30 protein-coding genes are annotated in these 25564 nt (G+C 38.2%); 27 read left to right on the forward strand and 3 right to left on the reverse strand.

The window, feature by feature from the left end; genetic code table 11:
- Positions 1 to 9: 9 nt before the first annotated feature.
- The 19 genes from AC1DRF_RS00985 (at position 10) to AC1DRF_RS01075 (ending at position 18221) form a co-directional block, all read left to right on the forward strand.
- Complete coding sequence (locus AC1DRF_RS00985; RefSeq protein ID WP_477740245.1) at positions 10 to 669, forward strand: tetratricopeptide repeat protein; 660 nt, start codon at positions 10 to 12, stop codon at positions 667 to 669.
- Positions 670 to 693: 24 nt separating this feature from the next.
- The gene (gene recD2 / locus AC1DRF_RS00990; protein ID WP_477740246.1) at positions 694 to 3051 is read left to right on the forward strand and encodes an SF1B family DNA helicase RecD2; all 2358 of its coding nucleotides are present in this window, start codon (positions 694 to 696) and stop codon (positions 3049 to 3051) included.
- A gap of 141 nt (positions 3052 to 3192) precedes the next feature.
- Positions 3193 to 3384: a hypothetical protein gene (locus tag AC1DRF_RS00995; protein WP_013059292.1), complete on the forward strand. Its 192-nt coding sequence runs from the start codon at positions 3193 to 3195 to the stop codon at positions 3382 to 3384.
- A gap of 25 nt (positions 3385 to 3409) precedes the next feature.
- Complete coding sequence (locus AC1DRF_RS01000; RefSeq protein WP_013059291.1) at positions 3410 to 3544, forward strand: YrzQ family protein; 135 nt, start codon at positions 3410 to 3412, stop codon at positions 3542 to 3544.
- Positions 3545 to 3658: 114 nt separating this feature from the next.
- Positions 3659 to 4720 (forward strand): AI-2E family transporter, encoded by a 1062-nt coding sequence (locus AC1DRF_RS01005; protein ID WP_013059290.1) that lies wholly within the window; start codon positions 3659 to 3661, stop codon positions 4718 to 4720.
- A gap of 63 nt (positions 4721 to 4783) precedes the next feature.
- The gene (locus tag AC1DRF_RS01010; protein WP_255219740.1) at positions 4784 to 4918 is read left to right on the forward strand and encodes a hypothetical protein; all 135 of its coding nucleotides are present in this window, start codon (positions 4784 to 4786) and stop codon (positions 4916 to 4918) included.
- A 190-nt stretch (positions 4919 to 5108) separates the two neighbouring features.
- Positions 5109 to 7742, forward strand: coding sequence for an alanine--tRNA ligase (gene alaS, locus AC1DRF_RS01015; protein ID WP_097824621.1), 2634 nt, complete (start codon positions 5109 to 5111; stop codon positions 7740 to 7742).
- A gap of 84 nt (positions 7743 to 7826) precedes the next feature.
- Positions 7827 to 8096 (forward strand): IreB family regulatory phosphoprotein, encoded by a 270-nt coding sequence (locus AC1DRF_RS01020; RefSeq protein WP_013059287.1) that lies wholly within the window; start codon positions 7827 to 7829, stop codon positions 8094 to 8096.
- Positions 8097 to 8513 (forward strand): Holliday junction resolvase RuvX, encoded by a 417-nt coding sequence (gene ruvX / locus AC1DRF_RS01025; protein ID WP_013059286.1) that lies wholly within the window; start codon positions 8097 to 8099, stop codon positions 8511 to 8513.
- Positions 8514 to 8667: 154 nt separating this feature from the next.
- The gene (locus AC1DRF_RS01030) at positions 8668 to 8952 is read left to right on the forward strand and encodes a DUF1292 domain-containing protein (RefSeq protein ID WP_013059285.1); all 285 of its coding nucleotides are present in this window, start codon (positions 8668 to 8670) and stop codon (positions 8950 to 8952) included.
- Between the two features lie 412 nt (positions 8953 to 9364).
- Positions 9365 to 10468 (forward strand): endolytic transglycosylase MltG, encoded by a 1104-nt coding sequence (mltG, locus tag AC1DRF_RS01035; RefSeq protein WP_097824620.1) that lies wholly within the window; start codon positions 9365 to 9367, stop codon positions 10466 to 10468.
- A gap of 181 nt (positions 10469 to 10649) precedes the next feature.
- Positions 10650 to 11306 carry an O-methyltransferase gene (locus AC1DRF_RS01040; RefSeq protein WP_098433344.1) on the forward strand — a complete coding sequence of 219 codons (657 nt, stop codon included), beginning with the start codon at positions 10650 to 10652 and terminating at the stop codon, positions 11304 to 11306.
- Positions 11303 to 12232, forward strand: a complete 930-nt coding sequence (locus tag AC1DRF_RS01045) for a peptidase U32 family protein (protein ID WP_477740247.1) — start codon at positions 11303 to 11305, stop codon at positions 12230 to 12232. The genes AC1DRF_RS01040 and AC1DRF_RS01045 overlap by 4 nt, the downstream gene beginning before the upstream one ends.
- A 39-nt stretch (positions 12233 to 12271) precedes the next feature.
- Entirely contained in the window at positions 12272 to 13534 is a 1263-nt protein-coding gene (locus AC1DRF_RS01050) for a peptidase U32 family protein (protein ID WP_013059281.1), read from the forward strand.
- 7 nt (positions 13535 to 13541) lie between these two features.
- On the forward strand, positions 13542 to 14177 hold the full coding sequence (gene udk / locus AC1DRF_RS01055; protein WP_013059280.1) for a uridine kinase: 636 nt from the start codon (positions 13542 to 13544) through the stop codon (positions 14175 to 14177).
- Between the two features lie 218 nt (positions 14178 to 14395).
- On the forward strand, positions 14396 to 14872 hold the full coding sequence (gene greA, locus AC1DRF_RS01060; protein WP_013059279.1) for a transcription elongation factor GreA: 477 nt from the start codon (positions 14396 to 14398) through the stop codon (positions 14870 to 14872).
- A gap of 119 nt (positions 14873 to 14991) precedes the next feature.
- Complete coding sequence (locus tag AC1DRF_RS01065; protein ID WP_026106703.1) at positions 14992 to 15549, forward strand: isochorismatase family protein; 558 nt, start codon at positions 14992 to 14994, stop codon at positions 15547 to 15549.
- A gap of 122 nt (positions 15550 to 15671) precedes the next feature.
- A complete protein-coding gene (locus tag AC1DRF_RS01070) occupies positions 15672 to 17438 on the forward strand; it encodes a peptidoglycan D,D-transpeptidase FtsI family protein (RefSeq protein ID WP_477740248.1) in 1767 nt (588 codons plus the stop codon).
- Between the two features lie 117 nt (positions 17439 to 17555).
- The gene (locus AC1DRF_RS01075) at positions 17556 to 18221 is read left to right on the forward strand and encodes a YrrS family protein (RefSeq protein WP_013059276.1); all 666 of its coding nucleotides are present in this window, start codon (positions 17556 to 17558) and stop codon (positions 18219 to 18221) included.
- Between the two features lie 13 nt (positions 18222 to 18234).
- On the opposite strand, the gene AC1DRF_RS01080 is transcribed toward AC1DRF_RS01075, so the two are convergent.
- Positions 18235 to 18450 carry a DUF2536 family protein gene (locus AC1DRF_RS01080; protein ID WP_013085082.1) on the reverse strand — a complete coding sequence of 72 codons (216 nt, stop codon included), beginning with the start codon at positions 18448 to 18450 and terminating at the stop codon, positions 18235 to 18237.
- A 138-nt stretch (positions 18451 to 18588) separates the two neighbouring features.
- Here AC1DRF_RS01080 and AC1DRF_RS01085 point away from each other — a divergent pair, with 138 nt between their 5' ends.
- From AC1DRF_RS01085 to AC1DRF_RS01110, 6 genes are all read left to right on the forward strand, one after another.
- Complete coding sequence (locus AC1DRF_RS01085; RefSeq protein ID WP_477740249.1) at positions 18589 to 19230, forward strand: class I SAM-dependent methyltransferase; 642 nt, start codon at positions 18589 to 18591, stop codon at positions 19228 to 19230.
- A 17-nt stretch (positions 19231 to 19247) separates the two neighbouring features.
- Complete coding sequence (gene mtnN, locus AC1DRF_RS01090) at positions 19248 to 19943, forward strand: 5'-methylthioadenosine/S-adenosylhomocysteine nucleosidase (protein ID WP_028411671.1); 696 nt, start codon at positions 19248 to 19250, stop codon at positions 19941 to 19943.
- A 142-nt stretch (positions 19944 to 20085) separates the two neighbouring features.
- Entirely contained in the window at positions 20086 to 21009 is a 924-nt protein-coding gene (locus AC1DRF_RS01095; RefSeq protein WP_477740250.1) for a PLP-dependent cysteine synthase family protein, read from the forward strand.
- 1 nt (position 21010) lies between these two features.
- A complete protein-coding gene (locus tag AC1DRF_RS01100; protein WP_097824617.1) occupies positions 21011 to 22144 on the forward strand; it encodes a bifunctional cystathionine gamma-lyase/homocysteine desulfhydrase in 1134 nt (377 codons plus the stop codon).
- 81 nt (positions 22145 to 22225) lie between these two features.
- Positions 22226 to 22456: a YrhC family protein gene (locus tag AC1DRF_RS01105; protein ID WP_013085078.1), complete on the forward strand. Its 231-nt coding sequence runs from the start codon at positions 22226 to 22228 to the stop codon at positions 22454 to 22456.
- A gap of 390 nt (positions 22457 to 22846) precedes the next feature.
- Entirely contained in the window at positions 22847 to 22987 is a 141-nt protein-coding gene (locus tag AC1DRF_RS01110) for a YrzI family small protein (RefSeq protein ID WP_013059269.1), read from the forward strand.
- A gap of 170 nt (positions 22988 to 23157) precedes the next feature.
- Here the strand turns inward: AC1DRF_RS01110 and sigK are convergent, their stop codons facing one another.
- Positions 23158 to 23886, reverse strand: coding sequence for an RNA polymerase sporulation sigma factor SigK (gene sigK, locus AC1DRF_RS01115; protein WP_013059268.1), 729 nt, complete (start codon positions 23884 to 23886; stop codon positions 23158 to 23160).
- A 217-nt stretch (positions 23887 to 24103) separates the two neighbouring features.
- Between sigK and AC1DRF_RS01120 the strand changes: the two genes are divergently transcribed.
- Positions 24104 to 24253, forward strand: coding sequence for a hypothetical protein (locus AC1DRF_RS01120; protein ID WP_014458166.1), 150 nt, complete (start codon positions 24104 to 24106; stop codon positions 24251 to 24253).
- A 175-nt stretch (positions 24254 to 24428) separates the two neighbouring features.
- On the opposite strand, the gene pssA is transcribed toward AC1DRF_RS01120, so the two are convergent.
- Complete coding sequence (gene pssA / locus AC1DRF_RS01125; protein ID WP_013059266.1) at positions 24429 to 24968, reverse strand: CDP-diacylglycerol--serine O-phosphatidyltransferase; 540 nt, start codon at positions 24966 to 24968, stop codon at positions 24429 to 24431.
- A 114-nt stretch (positions 24969 to 25082) separates the two neighbouring features.
- On the opposite strand from pssA, the gene AC1DRF_RS01130 reads away from it, so the two are divergent.
- Positions 25083 to 25564 (forward strand): phosphatidylserine decarboxylase (locus AC1DRF_RS01130; RefSeq protein WP_477740251.1); only part of this gene is annotated, 482 nt, incomplete at its 3' end.

The raw sequence follows: 25564 nt of genomic DNA on the forward strand, positions 1-25564 counted from the left end.
ACGAAAAAAATGACAGATAAAAATCAGCTAGGAATTCAGTATATGCAGGAAGGGARATTTGAAGAGGCTGCTAAAACATTTTCAGAAGCAATTGAAGATAATCCAAAAGATCCAATTGTGTATGTGAACTTTGGCAATTTGTTAGCGGCTGTTAGTGAGATGGATCGTGCTTTGAAATTTTATGAACGTGCGATTGAATTAGATGAAGAAACGGCAACAGCGTATTACGGAGCAGGAAATATTTATTTTAATGCAGAGCAGCTTGAGCAGGCAAAGCACTACTTTGATTTAGCAATCAAAAAAGGCTTAGATTCATCCGATGCGTACTTTATGCTTGGTTTAACGCTGTTTCATATGGAAGAAATTCGTTTTGCGATGCCTTATCTTCAGCGGGCGGTAGAACTAAACGAACATGATGTAGAAGCAAAATTTCAGTACGGTCTTTGTTTAGCACAGCTCGAAATGGTAGATGAAGCGATTGCTGAATTTCTTAAGGTAGTCAATCAAGAGCCAGAACACGCCGATGCTTTTTATAATTTAGGCGTAGCGTATGCTATGAAAGATGACAAAGACAAGGCGATTGAGATGTTAGATGAAGCTTTAAACGTGCAGCCAGATCACGTAATGGCAGCAAATGCCAAACAAGTTCTGTCTACATTAGAACATTAAGAAAGCGGGTAAAGGAAGGATAACATGAACGAAGAACAAGTGAACCCTTCACAGCCAGAACGTCATTATATAAGCGGCACGTCGATTGTAACGGTCTTTCATAACGAAGAAAACTTATATAACGTTACGCGGATACGGATCAAAAAAACAAATTTAGAGATTGAAGATAAAGAAACGGTCGTTACAGGCTATTTTCCTAAGCTGAATGAAGATGAAGTATACACGTTTTACGGAGACTTCAAAGAGCATCCAAAGTTTGGTCTGCAGTTTCATGTTGAACAGTTTAAAAAAGAACTTCCGCAATCAAGGCAAGGGGTTGTTCAGTACCTGTCTAGCGATTTATTTCACGGAATCGGTAAAAAAACTGCTGAAAACATTGTGGACGCTCTAGGAGAACGCGCTATTTTTCGTATTTTGCAAAATGAGTCTGTGCTAAAAGAGGTTCCGAGGCTTTCAGCCGACAAGGCAGAAGCTTTAGTCACGCAGCTTCGTGAACATCAAGGGTTAGAAGAAGTAATGGTAAAGCTGACAGACCTTGGGTTTGGACCGCAGCTTTCGATGAAGATTTTCCAAGCGTACAAACAAGAAGCGCTTGAAATTGTTCAAAATAATCCTTATCAGCTCGTAGAAGATATTCAAGGTATTGGCTTTAGCAGGGCCGATGAACTCGGAAAGAGGCTTGGTATGGCAACCAATCATCCTGATCGTTTGCGTGCAGGTATTTTATATGTCATTGAGCAAGAATGCAATCAAATGGGACATGTATACGTCACGGCAGATCAGCTGTATGGAAAAACAGCAGAGCTTCTTCGAAAAAGCAGGCATGAGAACCTGTCTGAAATGGATCTTACAAGAGAAGTGGACGCATTAAAAGCAGACAAAAAGCTTATCATTCAAGACGAAAAAATTTATTTTCCTCCCCTTTTCTATGCTGAAAAAGGGCTGGTTAAAGCTATTCAAAAAATTATGGCTCAAACACAGTACGAAGAGCAGTTTCCAGAATCAGAATTCTTATTGGCACTGGGTGAACTAGAAGAGCKATTAGACGTGCAATATGCACCTTCCCAGCGCAAGGGCATACAAACCGCTTTAATGTCTCCGATGCTTCTCTTAACGGGTGGACCAGGTACTGGGAAAACAACGGTTATTAAAGGAATAGTCGAACTCTATGCAGAACTTCACGGATGTTCGTTAAATCCAGGGGATTATAAAAAAGATGAAGCTTTTCCTGTTTTACTTGTGGCACCTACTGGACGCGCTGCTAAACGAATGAGCGAAGCGACGGGACTTCCGGCAGTTACCATTCACAGATTATTAAAATGGAACGGACAAGAAGGATTTGATCATAATGAGGAAAATCCAATTGACGGAAAATTACTGATTGTGGATGAAGTATCAATGGTAGATTTGTGGCTTGCTCATCAGCTTTTTAAATCTCTTCCTGCTAATTTACAGGTTATTTTAGTTGGAGACGAAGACCAGCTTCCTTCAGTAGGTCCGGGACAGGTGTTAAAAGATTTACTGAGTTCAGAAGTAGTTCCTACCGTCCGTCTGACAGATGTATACCGGCAAGCGGAAGGATCGTCAATTATTGATTTGGCTCATGAAATAAAAAAAGGAAAGCTTCCGGAAGACTTATCAAGGCAGCAAGGAGATCGTTCTTTTATTCGTTGTCAAGGACAGCACATCACGAACGTCGTGCAACAAGTTTGCGGGAATGCGTTAAAAAAAGGCTATACGGCTAAAGATATTCAAGTTTTAGCTCCTATGTATAAAGGTCCTGCAGGTATTGATAAGCTGAATGAAGTTCTTCAGGAATTATTCAACCCGGCTTCTGAACAAAGAAGAGAGCTTAAGCACGGAGATATTACGTACCGAGTCGGAGATAAAGTGCTGCAGCTTGTAAATCAGCCGGATAGCAACGTATTTAACGGAGATATGGGAGAAATCGTCTCGGTTTTCTTTGCCAAAGAAAATACGGAAAAACAGGATATGCTGGTTATTTCATATGAAGGAAATGAAGTAACTTACACAAAGCAAGACTTTAATCAAATAACTCATGCATACTGCTGTTCCATTCATAAATCACAGGGAAGTGAATTTCCAATTGTTGTGCTTCCAATTGTTAAAAGCTATTACCGGATGCTGCGACGTAATTTACTTTATACCGCCGTTACGCGAAGCAAACAGTTTTTAATTTTATGCGGAGAAGACGAAGCGTTTCAGCTGGGAGTTAGCCGAAATGAAGACAGCGTTCGCCAAACGAATTTACAGCCGTTGCTTCGAGAAAGCTTGGATAACGACATAGAAGATCCCGAAATTCCATTTATGAAAGATGCAAATATTGGGATGGAAAACGTTACGCCGTATGATTTCATGTAACCTTTCGTATGCTAACAAAGAGTTAAATAAACTCCTTTGTTGCCATCCTTCTTTGCTAATTGTCAGAAAATAAAGTATGGACATGGAAAGAAGTGGACATAATGCGTTTATATAAGTAGAACGTATAAAGAGGTGTCGACTTTGTTTAAATGTCCAAACTGTAAAAGTATTGACGTTGGCAAAATTGGTGTAAATCAGTATTACTGTTGGAATTGTTTTATTGAAATGACTATTTCAAAAGGACAAATTAATACTCACCAAGTAGAAGAAGATGGAACATTGAGCTCGCTTGATGATTTGTTCTCAGACGACGAGCGCACAATTAATTTCTAATTCTTTTTTACCGGGAGGAAGAGCAATGGGCAGAATCATTCCGTCAGTAGTCGCTTTCGGTCTTGGAGCTTATGCATTTAAAATGGCAGATGATCGAGAGATGTTTACAAAAAGAAATATGAAAAAAATGCGTAAACGTATGATGAAAGCTATTCACTAATAAAAAAAGCACTATTGCACTGAGCTGCAATAGTGCTTTTTTGCAGGCAGAAGAGACAACAGCATGTATAAACTCCTTTCTTTATCAAAAAATAGAAGAGAGGAGGAGTTTACGTTGAAAGATAGTTCATTCAAATGGTTCTATAGATTCGGACTGCTGTTATTAGCGCTGCTGTGCATATTAGTCTTTTTTAAAGTCCAGTTTTTATGGCTTCCTGTTATTTACATGTTTTTAAAAGCACTGCTGCCTTTTTTTATTGCAGCATTCATTACATATTTACTTCATCCGCTTATTGAAAAAACGCATGATAAAGGCGTGCCTCGTCCTCTAGCTATTTTACTGATCTACATCATCTTTTTTGGAGGAATTGGGTTTGGAGCCTATAAGTCGTACCCTATTTTTGTGGAACAAGTAAAAGATTTAAATGAACAGCTGCCTCATTTTACGAATACATATAGACATTGGGTAGAATCGATTCATGATCGTACAACTTCACTTCCAAACGGTGTACATGAGAAAATTGAAGGCAGCATTGATGATGTAGAGGCTACGCTCAACGTGTGGCTTACAAAAGTGGCCGAAGGATTAAAGTCATTGATTACCTCTTTTTTAATTTTAATCATTATTCCATTTATTGTTTTTTATATGCTGAAGGATTTTTCCTCTATTAAGAAAGCAACGGCTTATGTCACGCCTAAAAAGTGGCACAAACCAGGCGAACGTTTTTTATCGGATGTGAATGAATCGCTCGGCAATTATATTAGAGGGCAGTTTTTTGTTTGTCTCATTATTGGTGTGATTGCCACGGCAGCACTGTGGTTCTTTCATGTACCTTATGCACTTCTTTTAGGCTTCATTATTGGTGTAACGAATATCATTCCTTATTTTGGCCCGATTATTGGTGCAGTTCCAGCGGCTATTATTGCAGCCACAATCTCGATAAAGTTGGTTATTACCATTGTCATTATAATCTTTGTGCTGCAGTTTCTAGAGGGAAATGTGCTGTCTCCGCTTATCGTAGGAAAGAGTCTTCATATTCATCCTTTGTTTATCATGCTTGCACTCCTTTTAGGAGGAGAATTTGGAGGAGTATTGGGCCTCATTTTGGCTGTGCCAATTTTAGCAGTCATTAAAATATCTATTTTGCATATCCGCTCTTATACGCTCAAACATTGACAAAGAGCGGTTAATTTGTCATAATATCGCCATAAGAAAACGCTACATATTTTAAACACAATGATGGATCGAGTACGTTGCACACTGGTTTTTAGAGAAGGGCTTCCTTGGCTGAAAGAAGCGCTAAACAAAGAGCAGCTGAACGCTAGTCCAGAGTGCAGGCTAAAACCTGCCGTGTCAGCAACGTTAACGCTATGAAGGTGATAAATGCTTTTGGCATTTATAATCAGGGTGGTACCGCGAGTTCAACTCTCGTCCCTGCTACAGGGATGAGAGTTTTTTTGTGTGCAAATAACTAGCAATTGCTTTTGTACACGGAGAAAATAGATGCTTTTATGTCATCATTTTTTTGTCTATAAATAAGAAGAGTATTAAAGGAGGACCAATCATGAAAAAACTGACGTCAGCACAAGTTCGTCAAATGTATTTAGATTTCTTTAAAGAAAAAGGCCATGATGTAGAACCAAGCGCATCTTTAGTTCCGCATGAAGATCCATCTTTATTATGGATTAACAGTGGAGTAGCTACATTAAAAAAATATTTTGATGGTCGTGTTATTCCTCAAAATCCGCGTATTTGTAACGCACAAAAATCCATTCGTACAAACGATATCGAAAACGTAGGTAAAACGGCTCGCCATCATACGTTTTTTGAAATGCTTGGCAATTTCTCTATCGGTGATTATTTCAAAGAAGAAGCCATCCAATGGGCATGGGAATTCTTAACGAGCGATAAATGGATTGGATTCGACGCAGATAAGCTATCTGTAACAGTTCACCCTGAAGATGAAGAAGCATTTAAGATTTGGAATGAAAAAATGGGCGTGCCTAAAGAGCGCATCATTCGTTTAGAAGGTAATTTTTGGGATATCGGAGAAGGTCCGAGTGGTCCAAATACAGAGATCTTTTATGATCGCGGAGAAGCATATGGAAATGACCTAACTGATCCCGAATTATATCCAGGTGGAGAAAATGAGCGCTATTTAGAAATTTGGAACCTTGTATTTTCTCAATTTAATCACAATCCTGATGGCACGTACACGCCGCTTCCAAAGAAAAACATCGATACGGGAATGGGCTTAGAGCGTATGGTTTCTGTTATTCAAGACGTGCAAACAAACTTTGATACAGATTTGTTTATGCCAATTATTGAAGCAACAGAAAACATTTCAGGCGCTAAATATCGTACAAATGATGAGCAAGATACGGCATTTAAAGTCATTGCTGACCATATTCGTACGGTAACATTTGCTGTAGGTGATGGTGCGCTTCCTTCAAATGAAGGCCGTGGGTATGTGCTGCGCCGTTTGTTACGCCGAGCAGTTCGCTATGCTAAAAAGTTAAACATTAATCGTCCGTTCATGTACGAGCTAGTGCCGGTAGTAGGTGAAATCATGGTTGATTTCTATCCGGAAGTAAAGGAAAAAACGGATTTTATCCAGCGCGTAGTAAAAAATGAAGAAGAGCGTTTTCACGAAACGTTAAATGACGGACTAGCTATTTTGGCAACCGTTATTAAAAAAGAAAAAGCGCAAAACAGTGATACGGTACAAGGCGAAGATGTTTTCCGTTTATATGACACGTATGGATTCCCTGTTGAATTAACGGAAGAATATGCAGAAGATGAGAACATGAAAATTGATCATGCAGGTTTTGAACGTGAAATGGAAGCACAGCGTGAGCGTGCGCGTGCTGCTCGTCAAGATTCTAGTTCTATGCAAGTTCAAGGCGGCGTACTTGGTGAAGTAACCGTTGCAAGTGAGTTTGTTGGCTATGATAAAAATGAAGTAGAAACAGTTGTTGAAGCAATTATTGTAGACGGTGAGCTTGTTGACCGCGCTGAAGCTGGAACAGAAGCGCAAGTCATCTTAAGCCACACGCCATTCTATGCAGAAAGCGGCGGTCAAATTGCGGACCAAGGTACGATCCAAAGTGCTGCAGGAACAGCGCAAGTAAAAGACGTTCAAAAAGCGCCAAACGGCCAAAATGTCCAAACGGTAGCTGTAACAAACGGTGAGCTTGTAAAAGGTGAAACATATACGGCGACGCTTGATGAAGAAAACCGCAGTGCGATTGTGAAAAACCATACGGCAACGCATTTATTGCATCAAGCATTAAAAGATACGTTAGGAACGCATGTTAATCAAGCGGGTTCTTTAGTAACAGCGGATCGCTTGCGCTTTGACTTCTCTCACTTTGGTCAAGTGACACAAGAAGAGCTCGAAAAAATTGAACAAATCGTTAATGAAAAGATTTGGGACAGCATCTCTGTACAAATTGAAAACAAAGCAATTGACGAAGCAAAAGCGATGGGTGCAATGGCGCTATTTGGTGAGAAATACGGAGATATCGTGCGCGTAGTACAAGTAGGCGACTACAGCTTAGAATTATGTGGTGGATGTCACGTGCCAAATACGTCTGTTATCGGTTTATTTAAAATTGTATCAGAATCGGGAATCGGTGCAGGTACTCGACGCATTGAAGCTGTAACTGGAAAAGCTGCCTATCAGTTAATGAACGATCAAGTAGGCTTACTAAAAGAAGCTGCGGCAAAAGTAAAATCCAACCCGCGTGATTTAGTAGGGCGAGTTGAAGGATTACTAGAAGAAATTCGTAACCTTCAGCGTGAAAATGATTCACTATCTACAAAGCTTGGCAATATTGAAGCTGGCAATCTCGTTGACCGCGTGCAAAACATTAATGGTGTGAATGTACTAGCAGCGAAAGTGAATGCAACGGATATGAATAACCTTCGCGCAATGGTTGACGATTTAAAACAAAAATTAGAATCCGCTGTGATCGTATTAGCTTCTCCACAAGGTGAAAAGGTAAATATTATTGCAGGTGTAACAAAAGATTTAATTGCTAAGGGCCATCATGCAGGCAAACTTGTTAAAGAAGTAGCGACGATTTGCGGCGGAGGCGGAGGCGGACGCCCTGACATGGCGCAAGCTGGAGGAAAAGACGCTAGCCAAATTGAAAAAGCACTTGGCACTGTAGAAGAATGGGTTAAATCCGTTTAATTCTCCTCTTTCTTGGTGTACAATATAAATAAGACTTAGCATAGTGCACAATGTGTTCACAAATTAAGAGAGTGAGGTGGGACCGTGAGTTCATTTGATAAAACCATGCAATTTAATTTTCAAGATGAGCCAGCTGAAACAAACGTACATGAAGTATTGTTTACGGTTTATGACGCACTGCAAGAAAAAGGCTACAACCCGATCAACCAAATCGTTGGGTATTTGTTATCAGGAGACCCTGCTTACATTCCTCGTCATAACGATGCGAGAAACACAATTCGCCAGTTAGAGCGAGACGAGCTCATTGAAGAACTTGTTAAATCTTATTTACAACAGCATCGAAAGGATTCATAAATGCGCGTATTAGGATTAGATGTAGGAACCAAAACAATTGGTGTGGCAGTTAGTGATGAAATGGGATGGACAGCGCAAGGAATTGAAACAATTAAAATTGCAGATGAGCAGATGGAGCAATCATATCCTCGTTTACAGCAACTAATTGACGAATATTCCGTAGAGAAAATCGTAGTGGGTCTTCCTAAAAATATGAATGGTACGATTGGCCCTCGAGGCGAAGCGTGCATTGAGTTTGCTGACAACGTCAAAGAAAAACTTAACATTGAAACGATGATGTGGGACGAGCGCTTGTCGACGATGGCAGCAGAGCGAGTACTGCTGTCTGCCGATGTAAGCCGCAAGAAACGCAAAAAAGTAATCGATAAAATGGCAGCTGTTATGATTCTTCAAGGATACTTAGACAGCAAGCAGTAAGAAAAGCAGCAGGCTTTGCCTCAGCTGAAAAGTTATGAATTTCCCTTTTGCATATTCTTTTGTACGTAAAAGGGAAGTGAAATAACTGAACGGCTTGCTTTTCGCTGAAGAAAAAGTTAAGCTAAGAGCTTACAATATAAAATGAGGTGCAAACATGAGCGTAGAAGAAAATAAAATTACAATCGTCGATGAGAATGGAAATGAGCAGCTATGCGAAATTTTATTCACATTTGATTCTGATCAATATAACAAATCATATGTAATTTACTATCCAATCGGAGCAGACCAAGATGATGAAGAGGAAATTGAAATTCATGCATCTGCTTTCACACCAAGTGAAGATGGTCAAGACGGTGAGCTTCAACCGATTGAAACAGAAGAAGAGTGGGACATGGTTGAGGAAATGGTTAATACATTCCTTGACGAAGAAGGCGAATAATTATAGTGAAAAAGCTGATGACAATCGTTATCAGCTTTTTTTTACATAGCGGCTGTTCTTTTTAGATATAAAAAGGTTTTTCCTTGCATTCTTAGGGCAGATTGTATGATAATGACGAAAAATAAGATAAATTGTAGTATAATAATTCCTGCGTGTGAGAGTGCATTTTAATAAAAGAATTCATTGTTTGAACGGATGAAACTAGACTTTGGGCAGACAATAACATAAATCATGGAAAAATTTTAGAAGAGGCGAGAGTTTAAGGAAGCGATACCATCTCACACCTATAGGCGATACGAATGAATCGCAATCTCATGTCTCCTCTCTGTTCATACTTATAAAAAATCAAGAAGAAAAGAGGTGAAACTGGTTGTATCTTCTTTTACAGAAGTAGATTTAACCAGGAAGCTGCTTGTCGCAACAAACATTTTTACCACCTAATCGTTCAAGAAAAAAACGAGTTATTTTTATTACAATTATCGTACTTCTTTTACTAGTTGGCGGTGCATTTTTCTATGCTCAATCCCGCTTAACGCCCGTGGATCGAAACAGCAGTAAAAAAGTAAATGTGACCATTCCACAAGGTTCTTCCGTCCAATCGATTGGTACGGTATTGCAAAAAGAAGATTTAATTAAAAGTAAAAGTGCATTTCGCTATTACGTAAAATTAACCCATGTGTCTGGATTTCAAGCTGGAACGTATTTATTTTCTCCTTCCATGAGCTTAGGGGAAATGGTTGAAAAAATGGAAAAAGGCGAGGTTTCAAAACAACCGGATATTCGTGTCACCATTCCAGAAGGACGTCAGCTTGTCGAAATTGCTGATATCATTGCTAAAAATACAAAGTTTACAAAAGACGAAGTCATGAAAAAGCTAGACGATAAGGCATTCGTCAATAAAATGAAAGAAAAATATCCAGATTTAGTAACGGATGAAGTGATGCAAAAAGATATTAAACATCCGCTAGAAGGTTATTTATATCCCGTTACGTATGATTTTTATGATAAAAATGTGTCGTTAGATGAAATATTGGATAAAATGGTAGGGAAAACAAATAATGTATTAGGTCAGTACAGTGGGCAAATGGAGAAGAAAAAATTCAGTGCACATAAATTGTTAACCATGTCTTCTCTGATTGAAGAGGAAGCAACTGCAAAAGTCGACCGAGAAAAAATTGCCAGCGTCTTTTATAATCGCCTTGAAAAAAATATGCCGCTTCAAACGGATCCAACCGTCTTATATGCCTTAGGAGAGCATAAAGACCGCGTGTTCTATAAGCATTTAGAAGTGGACTCTCCTTACAATACGTATAAAGTAAAAGGGTTGCCACCAGGACCAATTGCCAGCTCTGGTTTGATGTCAATCAAAGCTGCGTTACATCCAGCCAATACAGATTATTTATACTTCTTGGCCACACCTGAAGGAAAAGTTATTTTTACCAAAACGTTAGAAGAACATAACAAAGAAAAAGCCAAGCATATTACAGGTAAAGAAAAGCAAAATACCGAAAAATAAGTGGAAATTTAAAATTGGGGAATCGCGATACTTCGCATTCCCCATCTTTTATGTTAAAATATATCGGGTTTACGTAAAAACGAAAAAAACTTATAATAGACTAGTTGTCTTACTATTTTGCAGTAATAAAACGTTATGAAAACATAATGTAAAATGTACTTCTGAGAACGGAGGAAGTGTTTTGCTTTTACAAAACGTAGAGCAGTATGTGGAAAAGCTTATTCCTAAGCGCCAGGAGCTTATTGAAGAAATGGAAGCTTATGCAAAAGAACATCACGTTCCGATTATGGAATTGATTGGTGTTGAAACGCTATTGCAAATTCTTCGTCTTCATCAGCCAAAACATATATTAGAAATTGGAACAGCGATTGCATATTCGTCTATTCGAATGACCCATGCGCTTCCAGAGGCACGAGTGGTTACGGTAGAACGAAATGAAGAGCGTTACCAAAAAGCGCAAGAATTTATTGAACGGGCGGGAAAACAAGATAAAATTGTGTCGTTGTTTGGAGATGCACTAGAGCTTAGAGATGAGATTGAAAGTCATGGTCCTTATGATGCAGTGTTTATTGATGCAGCTAAAGGTCAGTATCAGCGTTTTTTTGAACATTATGAGCCGATGCTGTCTTCTAAAGGAATGATTATTTCGGATAACGTACTATTTAAAGGTCACGTAGCGACCGATTTGGCCGAAGTAGAAACACGTCGACGCCGCAGCTTAATTAAAAAAATTCAGGCATACAATACGTGGCTGATGAATCATCCCGATTATTATACAACTATTCTCCCTATTGGAGACGGAATCGCGATTAGTATTAAAAGAGGTGACCAAGAATGAAAAAACCAGAACTATTAGTGACACCAACTGCAGTTTCAGAAATCGAATCATTACTACAAGCTGGAGCAACAGCTATTATGGTTGGTGAACAGCGCTACGGTTTGCGTTTAGCAGGTGAATTCAAACGTGAAGATATCGTAGAAGCTGTAAATATTTCTCATCAGCATAATGCAAAAGTCTACGTAGCGATGAACGGATTATTTCACAATGATAAAATCGCCGAACTAAATGAATATATTTTATTCTTAAAAGAAGCAAGCGTGGATGCGATTGTATTTGGAGATCCTGCTGTATTGATGGCAGTGCGTGAAACAGCTCCAGAAATGAAGATGCACTGGAGTACTGAAACAACGGGCACAAACTGGTATTCATGTAACTACTGGGGGCGTAAAGGAGCTAAGCGCGCAGTTCTTGCTCGTGAGCTAAGCATGGATAGCATCATTGATATCAAAGAAAAAGCCGAAGTAGAAATTGAAGTTCAGGTGCATGGCATGACGTGCATGTTCCAATCAAAACGTTCACTTCTTGGCAACTACTTTGAGTATCAAGGAAAAGTCATGGAAATTGAAAATCGTAAAGTGGAAAAAGATATGTTTTTACTTGATAATGAGCGAAACAATAAGTATCCAATTTTCGAAGATGAAAATGGAACGCACATTATGAGTCCAAATGATATGTGCATTATCGATGAGCTTTCCGAAATGATTGATGCTGAAGTAGATGTATTCAAAATTGACGGCGTATTAAAGTCACCGCAATATATTTTAGAAGTAACAAAAAAATATCGTCAAGCGATTGATTTATGTGTAGATGACCRTGAAGAATACGAAAACGTTAAAGACGATTTGTTAGAAGAAATTGAAAGCTTGCAGCCGATTAACCGTCCGTTAGACACAGGGTTTTTCTTTAAAGAAACGGTATATTAAAAAGCATGCAAAAAAAGATAAACAAAGGAGGTACAAACGATGGCTGTTCAAATCGATACTGTAGTAGAAGGTAAACGAGTTATTACTAAGAAGCCTGAGTTGTTAGCTCCAGCCGGTAACCTTGAAAAATTAAAAGTTGCCGTACACTATGGAGCAGATGCTGTGTTTATCGGAGGAAAAGAGTTTGGCCTTCGTTCAAATGCAGATAACTTTACATTTGAAGAAATGGCAGAAGGTGTTCAGTTTGCAAACAAATACGGCGCACGTATTTATGTTACAACAAACATTTTTGCTCATAATGAAAATATGGACGGACTTGAAGATTATTTAATGGGATTAGAGCGCGCTGGTGTTTCTGGAATCATCGTAGCTGATCCGTTAATTATCGAAACCTGTCGACGCGTTGCACCTAAGCTTGAAGTACATTTAAGTACGCAGCAATCACTTTCAAACTGGAAAGCCGTTCAGTTCTGGAAAGAAGAAGGATTAGAACGTGTTGTACTTGCTCGTGAAACGGGTGCTGAAGAAATGCGCGAAATGAAAGAAAAAGTGGATATTGAAATTGAAGCTTTTATTCACGGAGCGATGTGTATTGCCTATTCAGGCCGCTGCGTCCTAAGTAACCATATGACAGCGCGTGATTCAAACCGCGGAGGCTGCTGTCAATCATGCCGTTGGGACTATGATTTATTTAAAGTAGAAGACGGTAAAACGGAAACGGCTTTATTTGATGAGCAAGACGATCCGTTTGCAATGAGTCCAAAAGACTTAAATTTAATTCAATCTATCCCTCAAATGATTGAGCTGGGTATTGATAGCTTAAAAATTGAAGGACGTATGAAGTCGATTCACTATATCGCAACAGTGGTGAGCGTGTATCGCAAGGTGATTGACGCATACTGTGCAGATCCTGAGAATTTTGTGATTCAAAAAGAATGGCTTGATGAGCTAGACAAATGTGCAAACCGCGATACGGCTCCTGCCTTTTTTGAAGGAGTTCCTGGAGTAGATGAGCAAATGTTTGGCGTACACGGCAAGAAAACAAAATTTGATTTTGCTGGTTTAGTATTGAATTATGATGAAGAAACAAGCATCGTGACATTGCAACAGCGTAACTATTTTAAACCGGGAGAAGAAGTGGAATTTTTCGGTCCGGAAATTAAAAACTTTACGCAAAAAATAGATAAAATTTGGGACGAAGATGGCAATGAACTAGATGCTGCGCGTCATCCGCTGCAAATTGTGAAATTTAAAGTGGATCAACCTCTATTTTCATATAACATGATGCGAAAGGGGATTTAAATATAAAATGGGGAAAAAGCCCGTTGTAATCGGTATCGCTGGTGGATCCGGTTCTGGTAAAACAACTGTAACCAAAGCTATTTATGAATATTTTAAAGGGCATTCTATTATGCTTCTTGAGCAAGACTATTATTATAAAGATCAAAGCGATGTGCCGTTTGAACAGCGTTTGCAAACAAACTACGATCATCCTTTAGCATTTGATAATGATTTGCTGATTGAACACTTGCAAAACTTATTAAATTATGAGAGCATTGACAAACCGGTATATGATTACGCAATTCATACGCGCTCTGAAAAGGTAATTAGAGAAGAACCAAAAGATGTTATTATCTTAGAAGGTATTCTTGTACTAGAAGATCAGCGCTTGCGTAATTTAATGGATATCAAGCTATACGTAGATACAGATGCGGATCTTCGTATCATTCGTCGTATGCTTCGTGATATTAAAGAACGAGAGCGTACGCTTGAGTCAGTTGTTGATCAATACGTATCTGTCGTTCGCCCGATGCATAATCAGTTTGTTGAACCAACAAAACGTTATGCAGATATTATCATTCCTGAAGGCGGTCAAAACCACGTAGCGATTGACTTGATGGTCACTAAAATTCAAACAATTCTTGAACAAAATGCCATTTTATAATAACATAGCATAGATGCAGGAATTTTTTTGAAGACAATGCAGACATATTCTGCTAACTAAACACAAACATTATAAAGAATAGAGAAACGAGCAGCTTCTGTTTTGAAGCTGTCATTTCTCTATTAACTGATTTTTCCACAGAGTGGAAAATTTTTTGTACATACAGAAATGGACTGTATACACTAGAGATTTTGAGTTCAAGAAGGAGTGAAGGGATTATGGCACAAGAAAAAGTATTTCCAATGACAGAAGAAGGAAAGCTAAAGCTAGAGCAAGAGCTAGAATATTTAAAAACAGTAAAACGTAAAGAAGTTGTAGAGCGTATCAAAATTGCCCGCAGTTTCGGAGATTTATCGGAGAACTCTGAGTACGATTCTGCAAAAGACGAGCAGGCTTTCGTAGAAGGCCGTATTACGACGCTTGAAAATATGATTCGCAATGCGAAAATTATTGAAGAAGATGTAGAAAACTCTTCTATTGTATCATTAGGTAAATCTGTAACATTTGTAGAGCTGCCAGATGGTGACGAAGAAACGTATACAATTGTAGGTAGTGCAGAAGCAGATCCGTTTGAAGGGAAAATTTCAAATGATTCGCCAATTGCTAAAAGTCTAATGGGCAAACAAATTGGAGATCAAGTAACTGTTCAAACTCCTGGTGGAGATATGTCAGTGAAAATTGTATCTGTTAAGTAAAACATTTGGTTGGAAGCGTTCTACTGAATGCTCGTAAGTAAAAAAGCTGACACGCGTCAGCTTTTTTTATATGATTTTAAAAAGCGGAGAGAATAGAAAAGATATGTAAGAAAGGAAAGATGAAAATGAAAGATATCGATTTTGCTAAAACAGCGCTTGTTTTAATTGATTTACAAAAAGGGATTGTTCCAATTGGAGGAGACGAAATTGTGGAGAAATCTGTTCAGCTTGTGAATCGTTTCCGCGAACAAAATGGATTTATTAGTTTTGTACGAGTAGATTTTCAAGATGGAAAAGATGCGTTGACGCCAGAAACGGATCAAAAGCCATCTGCTCCTCAAGAAAGACCTGCAGACTGGGCGGAATTCGATCCAAGACTTAATGTTCAAGAGAATGATTATATTGTGACAAAACGTCAGTGGGGAGCCTTTTTTGGGACAGATTTAGACCTTCAGCTTCGCCGAAGAGGAATTGATACAATTGTCCTTTGCGGAATTGCAACAAATATTGGTGTGGAAAGCACAGCTCGTGAAGCATTTCAGTATGGGTATAACCAAATTTTTATCACGGATGCCATGGCGACATTTACAAAAGAAGAGCATGAAGCAACTCTTTCTTACATCTTTCCGAAAATAGGAAAGCTAAGAACAACTCAACAATTTTTAACAGAAAATTAATAATAAAAACTTGCTGAATCAGCAAGTTTTTTTGTGAAACGAAAAAAAGAATGAATATTTCTTAAGATAATGGTTTTAAAAGTAATGGCAACGTCGACACTTGTAAAGAGTGAGGTGTAGTCATGAAAATAATTCACAAGCGAATTTATATTACTCTTATTTTTATTTTATTATTAATTAGTRGACTGGGAGCACGGCTTGTTCAACTTCAGCTTGTCAGCACAGAATCTTTTACTGACAAAAAGATTAACTTAATTGAAGGAAGCGTAAAACAGCGTACGCAGGAAATGGTGGTAGATGACGGGCGAGGAAAATTTGAAGATAAAAATGGACAGTCTTTAACATCTATCACCCATAATCGCTTAGTCCTGTTTCCGTTTTTAGAAAAAATGAAGTGGCCTGTTCAGCAAGTAAGTGAAATCGTGGGAATGCAACCAAAGGAACTAACGAACAGACTAGCGAATGCTAAAACACCGGTTGTTATTACAAAAGAATTATCCCATGCACAAGTCGAAAAAATAAATGCATTAAAGGTACCTGGCGTATTTGGAATTCCTCTAAAAGATGAGCGTCCAGTTCCTCTTGCTGAACATTTAATCGGACTAGAGGCACAAAGCAAACAAATAATTGAAGAGAAGTATAGTGACAAATTAAAAAATGGAGCAATTAAATCAACTACGCCTGTAGGTATCTCAGGGATGCAGAGGGCTTTTGACGAGTTTTTGCTGCCGGAACAGGAGTCTAAGCTCCTTTATCATGTTGATCGCCTAGGTGGGCCTATGTTTGGCATCGATGTAAAATACACGGGCACAGCTAACCCGTATTATCCAGTCAGTGTGCGTACGACGCTTGATTTGTCTGCTCAGGAGCTAGTAGAGAATACATTAAATCATTATAAGTTAAAAGACGGAGGAGCCGTCTTAATTGATATAAAAAACAATAAAGTAATTGCGATGGCCAGCAGGCCTTCGATTAATAAGAAAGATCCATTTAAAAAGCAAAATGGTTCAGACAGCGTAGAAAATCGTTTGCTGACGCCACAAACTCCTGGATCTATATTTAAAACCGTAACAGCAGCTGCAGCGCTTGAACAAAATAAAATTCAGCCTTCTTTTACCTATAACTGCGATAAAAGTATTTATGGCAATAATGTAGAAGAAGATCATCAAAAAGGGCAGCTGACGTTTGAAGAAAGCTTCGCGCAAAGTTGTAATGCAACGTTTGCACAGCTAGCAAAAGAAATGATAATATCTAATCCGAATATCCTTGAACAATATGCCGATAAGTTAGGGCTTATTCAGCCTGTAGGATGGACGGGTGATGTGTTTCACTTTGAACATTTTAAGCAGTTTTTAGGAGAAAAATCGGGAAGAATTTGGACAAATGAAAGAGAAAAGAAAGTACCAAATGCTGTAGCTCAAACGGCAATTGGACAGCTTGATGTAAAAGTGACTCCGCTTGCAGTAGCAAATATGATGGCGACAATTGCACGCGGAGGAGAAAAGAAACAGGTAAAAGCTGTAGATGCGCTAGAGTATAAAAACAACACGTCATTGTATACGTTTAAAGAGCACGGGTTAAAAGGAGATAGCATTAATAAAGCCACAGCTGCTTCTATGCAACAGCTTTTAAAAGGTGTCGTACAGAGCGAAAAAGGAACAGGAAGAAGATTTCAAACGCTTCCTTATGAAGTGGCAGGAAAGTCAGGAACTGCTGAAATCAATGTGAAAGAAGATATCGTCAATAAATGGTTTGCGGGTTACTTTCCTGCAGATGATCCAAAATATGCAATGGTAGTAGTGGATTTAAATACAAAAAGTGCGATATCTCCCACAAACAGCGTATTTTATGATATTGTTAAAGGGATGTATGACTTAAATACACGTTAAAACAAGAAGAATTTGTAAAAAATATTACAAATATACTTCAAATAAATTTTGATGCTTCATGTATAAGAAAACACATGTTAGAATAAAGCATTATAAAAGTTGGAGGAAATTGTAGCAATGAATAACAATCGTTCTTCAAGACACGAAAACAAAGAAAAAAAAGTAAACCGATTATATAATCTGTTAATTGCTGTCGTAGCAGTTTTAATTGTATTTGTCGGTGGTACGATGATTCTTGGAAACAAGGATAAATCGGATAACCAAGCGGAAACAACTCAAAACAATCCGCAAACAAATGACCAAAAAACGGACAAGACGGCTAAAAAAGACGATGATTCTTCGAAAGATGATCAAGCAACAGATGATCAAGCAACGGACGATCAAAGTTCTGAAGATGACCAAAGCTCTGAAGATGATCAAGCAACAGATGAAGAATCAAATGATTCAGATTCACAGGCTGAAGTAGAGAAAAATCCAGAGCCTGGCGTGGCAGAACGCAAGGTAGATCCTTCATGGGATTCAGTAGGTACGTCACAAGATGCACCTGCAGCAACTTATAAAAAAGGATCAACGGATTGGAACGAAATGCTAAAAGCTGTAGGCGAAGGGTCAGGCATTAGCCCAAGCAATATGACCGTATGGCGTTTAGGGAATAACGGTGGCGTAGGTAAAGCGGTAGCTACGGTTAGTCCTAAAGGCAACTCATCAACAAAATACCGCGTTCAAATTGAATGGGTAGATGGAGAAGGCTGGAAGCCCGCAGTAGTGGATAAGCTTCAATAAGAAAAGCAGCGCGCTAGCGCTGCTTTTTTAATTTGAAATGAACAACCGCAGAGTACAGTTTTTTACCTTGTTCATAGTCCACAGACATTTGATGAGATACGCTATGAACCTCAAGCAAAATCGCTTTATTTTGATCAATTTTTTCCGCAATTTGTTTCTCAAGCATTTTAACATCAGGCGCTTCAAAAAATTCTATTTTATCTTCAATCATTTCAAATTCAAAATTCATCTTACGACCTCCTTACCTCATTACTATAGTATAGCAAATAGAAGGTTAAAAGCTTAAAATATTTGTAAATGAAGAACAAACGATAGCTAAAAACATACTATATCCATAAGAATTATTAGTTATAAGGAGGCGTTTTTTATGGGTCTAGAGTTTTTAGATATCTTTGAAAAGTGGGCGAATGAATATGATGCATCGGTAAGCGGGAAAGATGAACAGTATAGAGAAGTGTTTCGCAATTATAATGAAATCTTAGAGCATGTAGCAGACCGTTCAATAGGGCATGTGATAGAATTTGGAACAGGGACTGGAAACTTAACAAAAAAACTGTTAGAAAAAGAACTGACTGTAGTAGGAATTGAACCTTCAGTACCAATGAGACAATTGGCACACCAGAAATTAGGGGAAGATGTTTTAGTCACACCAGGAGACTTTTTACAATTTGATACATCATTGTTTCCAGCAGAGAGCTTAGTTAGTACGTATGCTTTTCATCATTTAACAGATAAAGAAAAAGAAGAAGCTGTGATAAACTATGGAAAGTTACTTCAAACCGGTGGTAAAATAGTGTTTGCTGATACAATGTTTGAAACAGCGGATTCATTTGCTGATACCATTGTTCAGGMAAAACACAAAGGGTATACGCAACTAGCAGAAGATCTAGAGAGGGAATACTATACAACGATTCCCGTCTTAAAGCAAATCTTTGAAAGCAATGGTTTTCACATAACCTTTACACAATTTAATCACTTTGTGTGGGTATTGGAGGCAACGAAACAATAGTAGAAAGAGGTTTTAAAATGAAAGTAGCAATCATTGGAGCAATGGAAGAAGAAGTGACGATTTTACGCGATAAAATTGAAAATCGTCAAGAAACAGTAATCGCAGGATGTGAATACTCGACAGGAACAATCAGCGGTGTGGAGGTTGTATTATTAAAATCAGGTATTGGAAAAGTAAATGCTGCGTTATCTACAGCGATCTTACTAGAGAAGTTCAAACCTGATTACGTTATTAATACAGGATCAGCAGGCGGCTTCCATCCGGAGTTAAACGTAGGAGATGCGGTTATTTCAACAGAAGTTCGTCATCATGATGTAGATGTAACGGTATTCAACTATGAATACGGTCAAGTACCAAACTTGCCTGCAGCTTTTAAAGCAGATGAAAAACTAGTTCGTCTTGCTGAAGAAAGCGCTCTTGAAGTAACGGATATGAAAATTGTAAAAGGGCTAATTGCTACAGGTGATTCGTTCATGAACGATCCTGTGCGCGTAGAGTTTGTTCGCTCTAAGTTTCCAGACCTGTATGCAGCTGAAATGGAAGCGGCGGCTGTTGCTCAAGTATGCTATCAATTTGGCGTACCGTTTGTTATTCTTCGTGCTCTTTCTGACATCGCCGGCAAAGAATCAAATGTTTCTTTTGAGCAATTTTTAGAAAAAGCAGCTGTTAATTCAACGAAATTAGTATTGAATTTTATTACAAAATTAAAATAAGCTGTTMGTAAAATATAGAGTTTGTTTTCGTCTACACTCTGCATCGTTTATCATAACATGGGGTGTAGACTATATTTTCACCTTAATTCCTACTTTATTTATAGGTTAAGTTATATTATTCGATAGCGAGGTGTTCAAGCTTATGAAGGTAGCCAAAAACGTTCATGAATTGATTGGAAACACACCTATGATTGAGATTACACAATTTGATTTACCCAGAGAAATCAGGATATTTGCTAAACTGGAATATGTTAATCCAGGAGGAAGTGTAAAAGATCGTTTAGGAAAAGAACTGCTGAAAGAAGCTCTTAGCTCTGGAAGACTGAATCGAGGCGGAACGGTGGTTGAGCCTACTGCTGGAAATACGGGGATTGGGCTGGCTTTAGCTGCTCTTCAGCACGAAATAAACGTTATACTATGTGTTCCAGAAAAATTCAGTATTGAAAAACAGCAGCTGATGAAGGCTTTGGGGGCAACGGTGGTTCAAACACCTACTGAAGCTGGTATGAAAGGTGCTATAAACAAGGCTCAAGAGCTGCTGCGTGAAATACCTGGTTCTTATTGTCCTCAGCAGTTTGCTAATCCGGCCAATCCTATGACTTATTACAAAACCTTAGGGCCAGAAATATATGAACAGCTTGATGGAAAAATCGACGTGTTTGTAGCTGGAGCAGGTACAGGTGGAACATTTATGGGTACAGCAAAATTTTTGAAAGAAAAAAATCCTTCTCTAAAAACAGTCATTGTTGAGCCAGAAGGTTCGATTTTAAACGGAGGGAAATCCGGCCCTCACTTAACTGAAGGAATTGGAATGGAGTTCATCCCTAATTATATGGAGCGGTCTTATTTTAATACTATTCATACTGTTGAAGATGTTTATGCTTTTCAAAGAGTGAAAGAGCTGGCTTTAAAAGAAGGGTTACTAGTAGGGAGCTCTTCAGGAGYAGCCTTCGAAGCAGCCCTGCTCGAAGCAAAAAATGCAGAAAAAGGCGCTCATATTGTCACTATTTTTCCCGATAGCAGCGAACGGTACTTAAGTAAAAATATTTACAGTGGAGGAAGATAAGATGAAACGTAAAACACAGTTAATTCATGGTGGAATTGTTGGCGATGAACAGACGGGTGCTGTCTCTGTTCCTATTTATCAAGTGAGCACTTATAAACAAGAGGGAGCTGGGAAACATACGGGATACGAATATTCTAGAACCGGTAACCCTACACGACACGCCTTAGAAGAACTTATCAAAGAAATTGAAGGAGGATATGCTGGGTTTGCGTTTGGATCTGGTATGGCAGCTACTACTGCTGTATTCATGCTGTTTAACAGCGGAGATCATGTGCTAATTACAGATGACGTTTACGGAGGAACGTACCGAGTGATTACAAAAGTGCTGAGCCGTATTGGCATTGAAGCTACTTTTATTGATACAAGCGACATCGAAAATATTAAGAAAGAAATTCGCCCCAACACAAAAGCTATTTATATCGAGACTCCCACGAATCCTCTCCTAAAAATTACTGACTTGCAGCAGGCTTCTTCAGTAGCTAAACAGCATCATTTACTTACCATCGTTGATAACACATTCAGTACCCCGTATTGGCAAAACCCTATCGAAAAAGGTGCGGATATCGTTCTGCACAGTGCAACTAAGTATCTAGGCGGCCACAGTGACGTTGTAGCAGGGCTAGCCGTTGTGAATTCGTCTAAATTGGCAGAAGACCTTCATTTTATTCAAAATGCGACTGGAGGCATTTTGGGACCTCAAGATTCTTGGCTTTTGATGAGAGGGATTAAAACATTAGGAATACGAATGGAAGAACATGAATTCAACACTGGGAAAATAGTAGAATTTTTACTTGCTCATCCTGCTGTTACAAAAGTATATTATCCAGGATTAAAAACCCATCCAAACCACCTCATTGCTAAAAAGCAGGCAAGAGGTTTTGGAGGAATGGTTTCTTTTGATGTGGGAAGCGAAGAGAAAGCGAAACAAGTACTGAGCAAAGTGAAGTATTTTACATTAGCAGAAAGTTTAGGAGCCATTGAAAGCCTTATTTCCATTCCTTCTAAAATGACTCATGCTTCTATACCGAGCGACCGACGTAAAGAGCTAGGAATTACAGATGGATTAATTCGTATTTCTGTAGGCCTTGAAGATGTAGAAGATTTAATTGAAGACTTAGAAGAGGCATTGAAATAAGAGTGGTAAAAATAGGATTTTTATAGACCTATAGATCTATGATAGAGTAGAGTTATAACATTCTACTGAAAAGGTGATTGTATGAAAGCTCAACGCATCAAAGCAAAAATTGAAGATTACAGCCGCTTTATTTACGTCCTTCTAGCCGTAAGTACATTCTTGTACATTGGTGTTATGATTGGCCAAGGTGAAAAAAGTGATATGCAGCTTGGAATAATGGAAGCCATCGTTATTCTTTTTGCCGCTCTTGCCTTTTATTTTAGTTATCAAACTAAAAAACTGAAAAAAGAACTAATGAAAGAAAAAGAATAATAGATATAAAAAGACGATCATACATCGTCTTTTTTTTATGAGGGTTTAAAAAATAAAAAAATTCCCTATTTTTCAAAAAAACAGTTTACTTTTTATGAGTCTGTGGATATAATTACCATTGTAAGGAAAATACTTTATTAAAAGGAGGTCGAGTCATATGTTAAGACGTTTATCAGTTATGGGTCATCCAGTTTCAACTATGTTCAAAAATCGTCTATATACGTATACTATTCGGCCGTGTTCCTGTATCAAGTAACTTTCTTACTTTGATCATTAAAACACGTTAATTCACCACAGGTGCGAATAGTAGCCCTGTGGTTTTTATTATTTTTCAGCCACAGGATGCTTATGCATTACTGTGGCTTTTTTGTGTATAAGGAGGTGATTGTAATGACACTGAACATTTTCTTTTTAACTATTACCATAAAGTCTCGTCAATACTCTGAGGCAGAAATTAAGCATGAACAGTATGTAAGACAATTAGAAGAAGAAATAAAAGACCGCAAGTATGAGTTTTACCGTCATTTCTAATTTGAACAGTGGAAAGGAGTGGATGAATGATGATTAATCAAAAAGGATATATCGTTGTATGGCTGCTTGTGGAGAAAGATTCCACCTAAATGATTAGTAGGGGGAGTAATGATGTGTTTACTACGGATTATTATTTGGAAATTATTTTAAAAAAAGAGCGGAAAGAAGGATTAATTCTCCTTCTTTCCGCTCTTTTTTTTCTCTTTTTCGGCTCTGTAAAATTCGTGAAACATTTTCATCAGCGCTCGCTTTTCAATTCGCGAAACATAACTTCTTGAAATATTTAATTCTTTTGCAATTTCTCGCTGGGTTTTTTCATCCTGCAGATCCAAACCGAAGCGACCAACAATTACTTCCTTTTCCCGATCATCGAGAATATCGATGTATTCTTTTATTTTTTCTAATTCCATATTTAGTTGAATCATATCAATTACATCGTCTGATTCTGATTTTAATACATCAATTAAACTGATTTCATTTCCTTCTTTATCCTGGCCAATTGGATCATGGAGAGACACATCTTTTTTTGTTTTTTTGAGCGCTCGCAAGTGCATCAATATTTCATTTTCAATACATCGTGCAGCATAAGTAGCTAATTTTGTTCCTTTTCCTTGCGAATAACTTTCGATTGCTTTAATTAAACCGATTGTCCCAATTGAAATTAAATCTTCCGCATCCTCTCCTGTGTTTTCAAACTTTTTAACAATATGCGCAACGAGCCGGAGATTGTGTTCGATAAGAAGGTTTCGCGCTTCTTGATCTCCTTGTTCCATTAAAGATAAATATCTCTTTTCTTCAGCAGCAGACAAGGGTTGAGGAAAGGCATTGTTTTTTACGTAGGAAACAAGGAAAACCAATTCTTTAAAGAAATAGCCTAGTGCGGTAAATAATGCAGACATCTCTTCACCTCCATAAGGGGATATCAACTTGTGAGAGACTAACATTACACTATATGTAAAAAGAAGGATGTCTTTGCCTGTACGTTTAAAATTCCCCCCGGGGACAAGAGAGTTTGAAAAAGTCCACAGATTTTTCTTTATAGATAGTTACCAGCCTATACAGAGAAAAAAGTATGTACATACGCTAGTAGTAGTTCATAGTGTAAGGGGGGAAAGTATGTACGGTTACGGAGGCTGCTGTTATCCTAATTATCCAGCTTACCCATGTGGAGGAGGCTTCGGCTGGGGACTTGGATTGTTGATTGTTCTGTTTGTCCTGTTATTAATTTTCGGAAGCTTCTATTGGTTTTTTAGCTGCTGGTGTTAAAAAAAACTCATGCATGTGCATGAGTTTTTTTAGATGACATATCCTACCGAATAGAACCATTCATTCTTAAGAATTCTTAAGGAATTTTCGCTTTGTTTCTTAAAGAAGATGATTTATTCTATAATTAAGAAAAGAAGCAAGACGATAATATTCCTCTGCAAAAGTAAATGGAGCTCTACACTTTTTTTAGCTTGAAAGTACTAATCATCAAGCAAGCGAGTACGATAATTAAAAACATATAAAAGTGTGAAGGTAAATAAGGGACGCCCAAGTAGCTAAGAGTTAATAAACAACCTGCTGCGGTAATAGGGAGCCCTGTAAAATACCCAGTATTTTCTGTGATGTTAAAGCGAGCAAGACGAAGTGCTCCGCAAGCAATGTAACAGATGGTAACAATTGAACCTGCAGCACCAAAGTGAGACAAAATACTTTGATAAAGTAGTAGAGCTGGAGCGATGCCAAATGATATAATATCGCACATGGAGTCCAGTTGTTTTCCAAGTTCAGATTCAATTTGCAGCTTTCTGGCTACCATGCCGTCGAATCGGTCTGCTAACGCTGCTAAAAAAATCAGTAATAAACTTAAGTTCAATTCATTTTTCATGACAAATAAAATAGCAAAGCTTCCTAAACTTAAATTAACAATCGTTAAGGAGTTTGCCGCTTGGGATCTCAGCTTTTTAATTGTATGATCTAGATAGTCTAATAAAAACAATTTCCTCACTCCTTTAAAGGATGGAATGAACTAAAGGTAAAAATAATGGTAATTTCATTGTAGACGCAAACCTTATTCTAGTAAAGAACTATTCAGTATGTGGAGGTAAAATTATTGTTGCAGCACCTGTATCGAACGTTTATTGAGCTTACGAATCATCAAGGATCATCGAAGCTCATTCGGAAATTCACTTTCTCTAAATGGAGTCGGTTTGTTATACCCTCCTATACAAAAGTTTTTAAAGTAAATAAAGAAGAAATGGACAAGCCTCTGCATCACTATCAAACCTTACACGAGCTATTTATTCGCCGTTTGAATCCTTCTGCCCGTCCGGTCGACCAGCAGAAAGACAGCGTTGTCAGTCCTGTAGATGCAAAGATAGAAGCATATGGAGTCATTACGCCTCAAAAAGAAATGATTGTAAAAAACAAACCTTATTCTATACAGGAAATGGTTTCAAATGATCTCATTCTTGAAAAATATATAGAGGGACAGTTTATTATTCTCTATCTTAGTCCGAAAGACTATCATCGTATTCACAGTCCTCTTAAAGCCCAAGTGGGGAATACGTGGACCGTTGGACAAAAGTCTTATCC

It is taken from the genome of Priestia sp. P5_B4, assembly GCF_056400385.1.

What these genes read in the sequence shown, in the direction of transcription:
- mtnN (WP_028411671.1), top strand. Translation starts at nt 19,248, where the DNA reads ATGAAAGTAGCAATCATTGGAGCAATGGAAGAAGAAGTGACGATTTTA.
- sigK (WP_013059268.1), bottom strand. Translation starts at nt 23,886, where the DNA reads ATGTCTGCATTATTTACCGCACTAGGCTATTTCTTTAAAGAATTGGTT.
- AC1DRF_RS01050 (WP_013059281.1), top strand. Translation starts at nt 12,272, where the DNA reads ATGGCTGTTCAAATCGATACTGTAGTAGAAGGTAAACGAGTTATTACT.
- AC1DRF_RS01100 (WP_097824617.1), top strand. Translation starts at nt 21,011, where the DNA reads ATGAAACGTAAAACACAGTTAATTCATGGTGGAATTGTTGGCGATGAA.
- ruvX (WP_013059286.1), top strand. Translation starts at nt 8,097, where the DNA reads ATGCGCGTATTAGGATTAGATGTAGGAACCAAAACAATTGGTGTGGCA.
- AC1DRF_RS01030 (WP_013059285.1), top strand. Translation starts at nt 8,668, where the DNA reads ATGAGCGTAGAAGAAAATAAAATTACAATCGTCGATGAGAATGGAAAT.
- AC1DRF_RS01120 (WP_014458166.1), top strand. Translation starts at nt 24,104, where the DNA reads ATGTACGGTTACGGAGGCTGCTGTTATCCTAATTATCCAGCTTACCCA.
- AC1DRF_RS01065 (WP_026106703.1), top strand. Translation starts at nt 14,992, where the DNA reads ATGAAAATGAAAGATATCGATTTTGCTAAAACAGCGCTTGTTTTAATT.
- AC1DRF_RS01010 (WP_255219740.1), top strand. Translation starts at nt 4,784, where the DNA reads ATGGATCGAGTACGTTGCACACTGGTTTTTAGAGAAGGGCTTCCTTGG.
- AC1DRF_RS01075 (WP_013059276.1), top strand. Translation starts at nt 17,556, where the DNA reads ATGAATAACAATCGTTCTTCAAGACACGAAAACAAAGAAAAAAAAGTA.
- AC1DRF_RS01110 (WP_013059269.1), top strand. Translation starts at nt 22,847, where the DNA reads ATGACACTGAACATTTTCTTTTTAACTATTACCATAAAGTCTCGTCAA.
- AC1DRF_RS01000 (WP_013059291.1), top strand. Translation starts at nt 3,410, where the DNA reads ATGGGCAGAATCATTCCGTCAGTAGTCGCTTTCGGTCTTGGAGCTTAT.
- AC1DRF_RS01105 (WP_013085078.1), top strand. Translation starts at nt 22,226, where the DNA reads ATGAAAGCTCAACGCATCAAAGCAAAAATTGAAGATTACAGCCGCTTT.
- greA (WP_013059279.1), top strand. Translation starts at nt 14,396, where the DNA reads ATGGCACAAGAAAAAGTATTTCCAATGACAGAAGAAGGAAAGCTAAAG.
- alaS (WP_097824621.1), top strand. Translation starts at nt 5,109, where the DNA reads ATGAAAAAACTGACGTCAGCACAAGTTCGTCAAATGTATTTAGATTTC.
- AC1DRF_RS01080 (WP_013085082.1), bottom strand. Translation starts at nt 18,450, where the DNA reads ATGAATTTTGAATTTGAAATGATTGAAGATAAAATAGAATTTTTTGAA.
- udk (WP_013059280.1), top strand. Translation starts at nt 13,542, where the DNA reads ATGGGGAAAAAGCCCGTTGTAATCGGTATCGCTGGTGGATCCGGTTCT.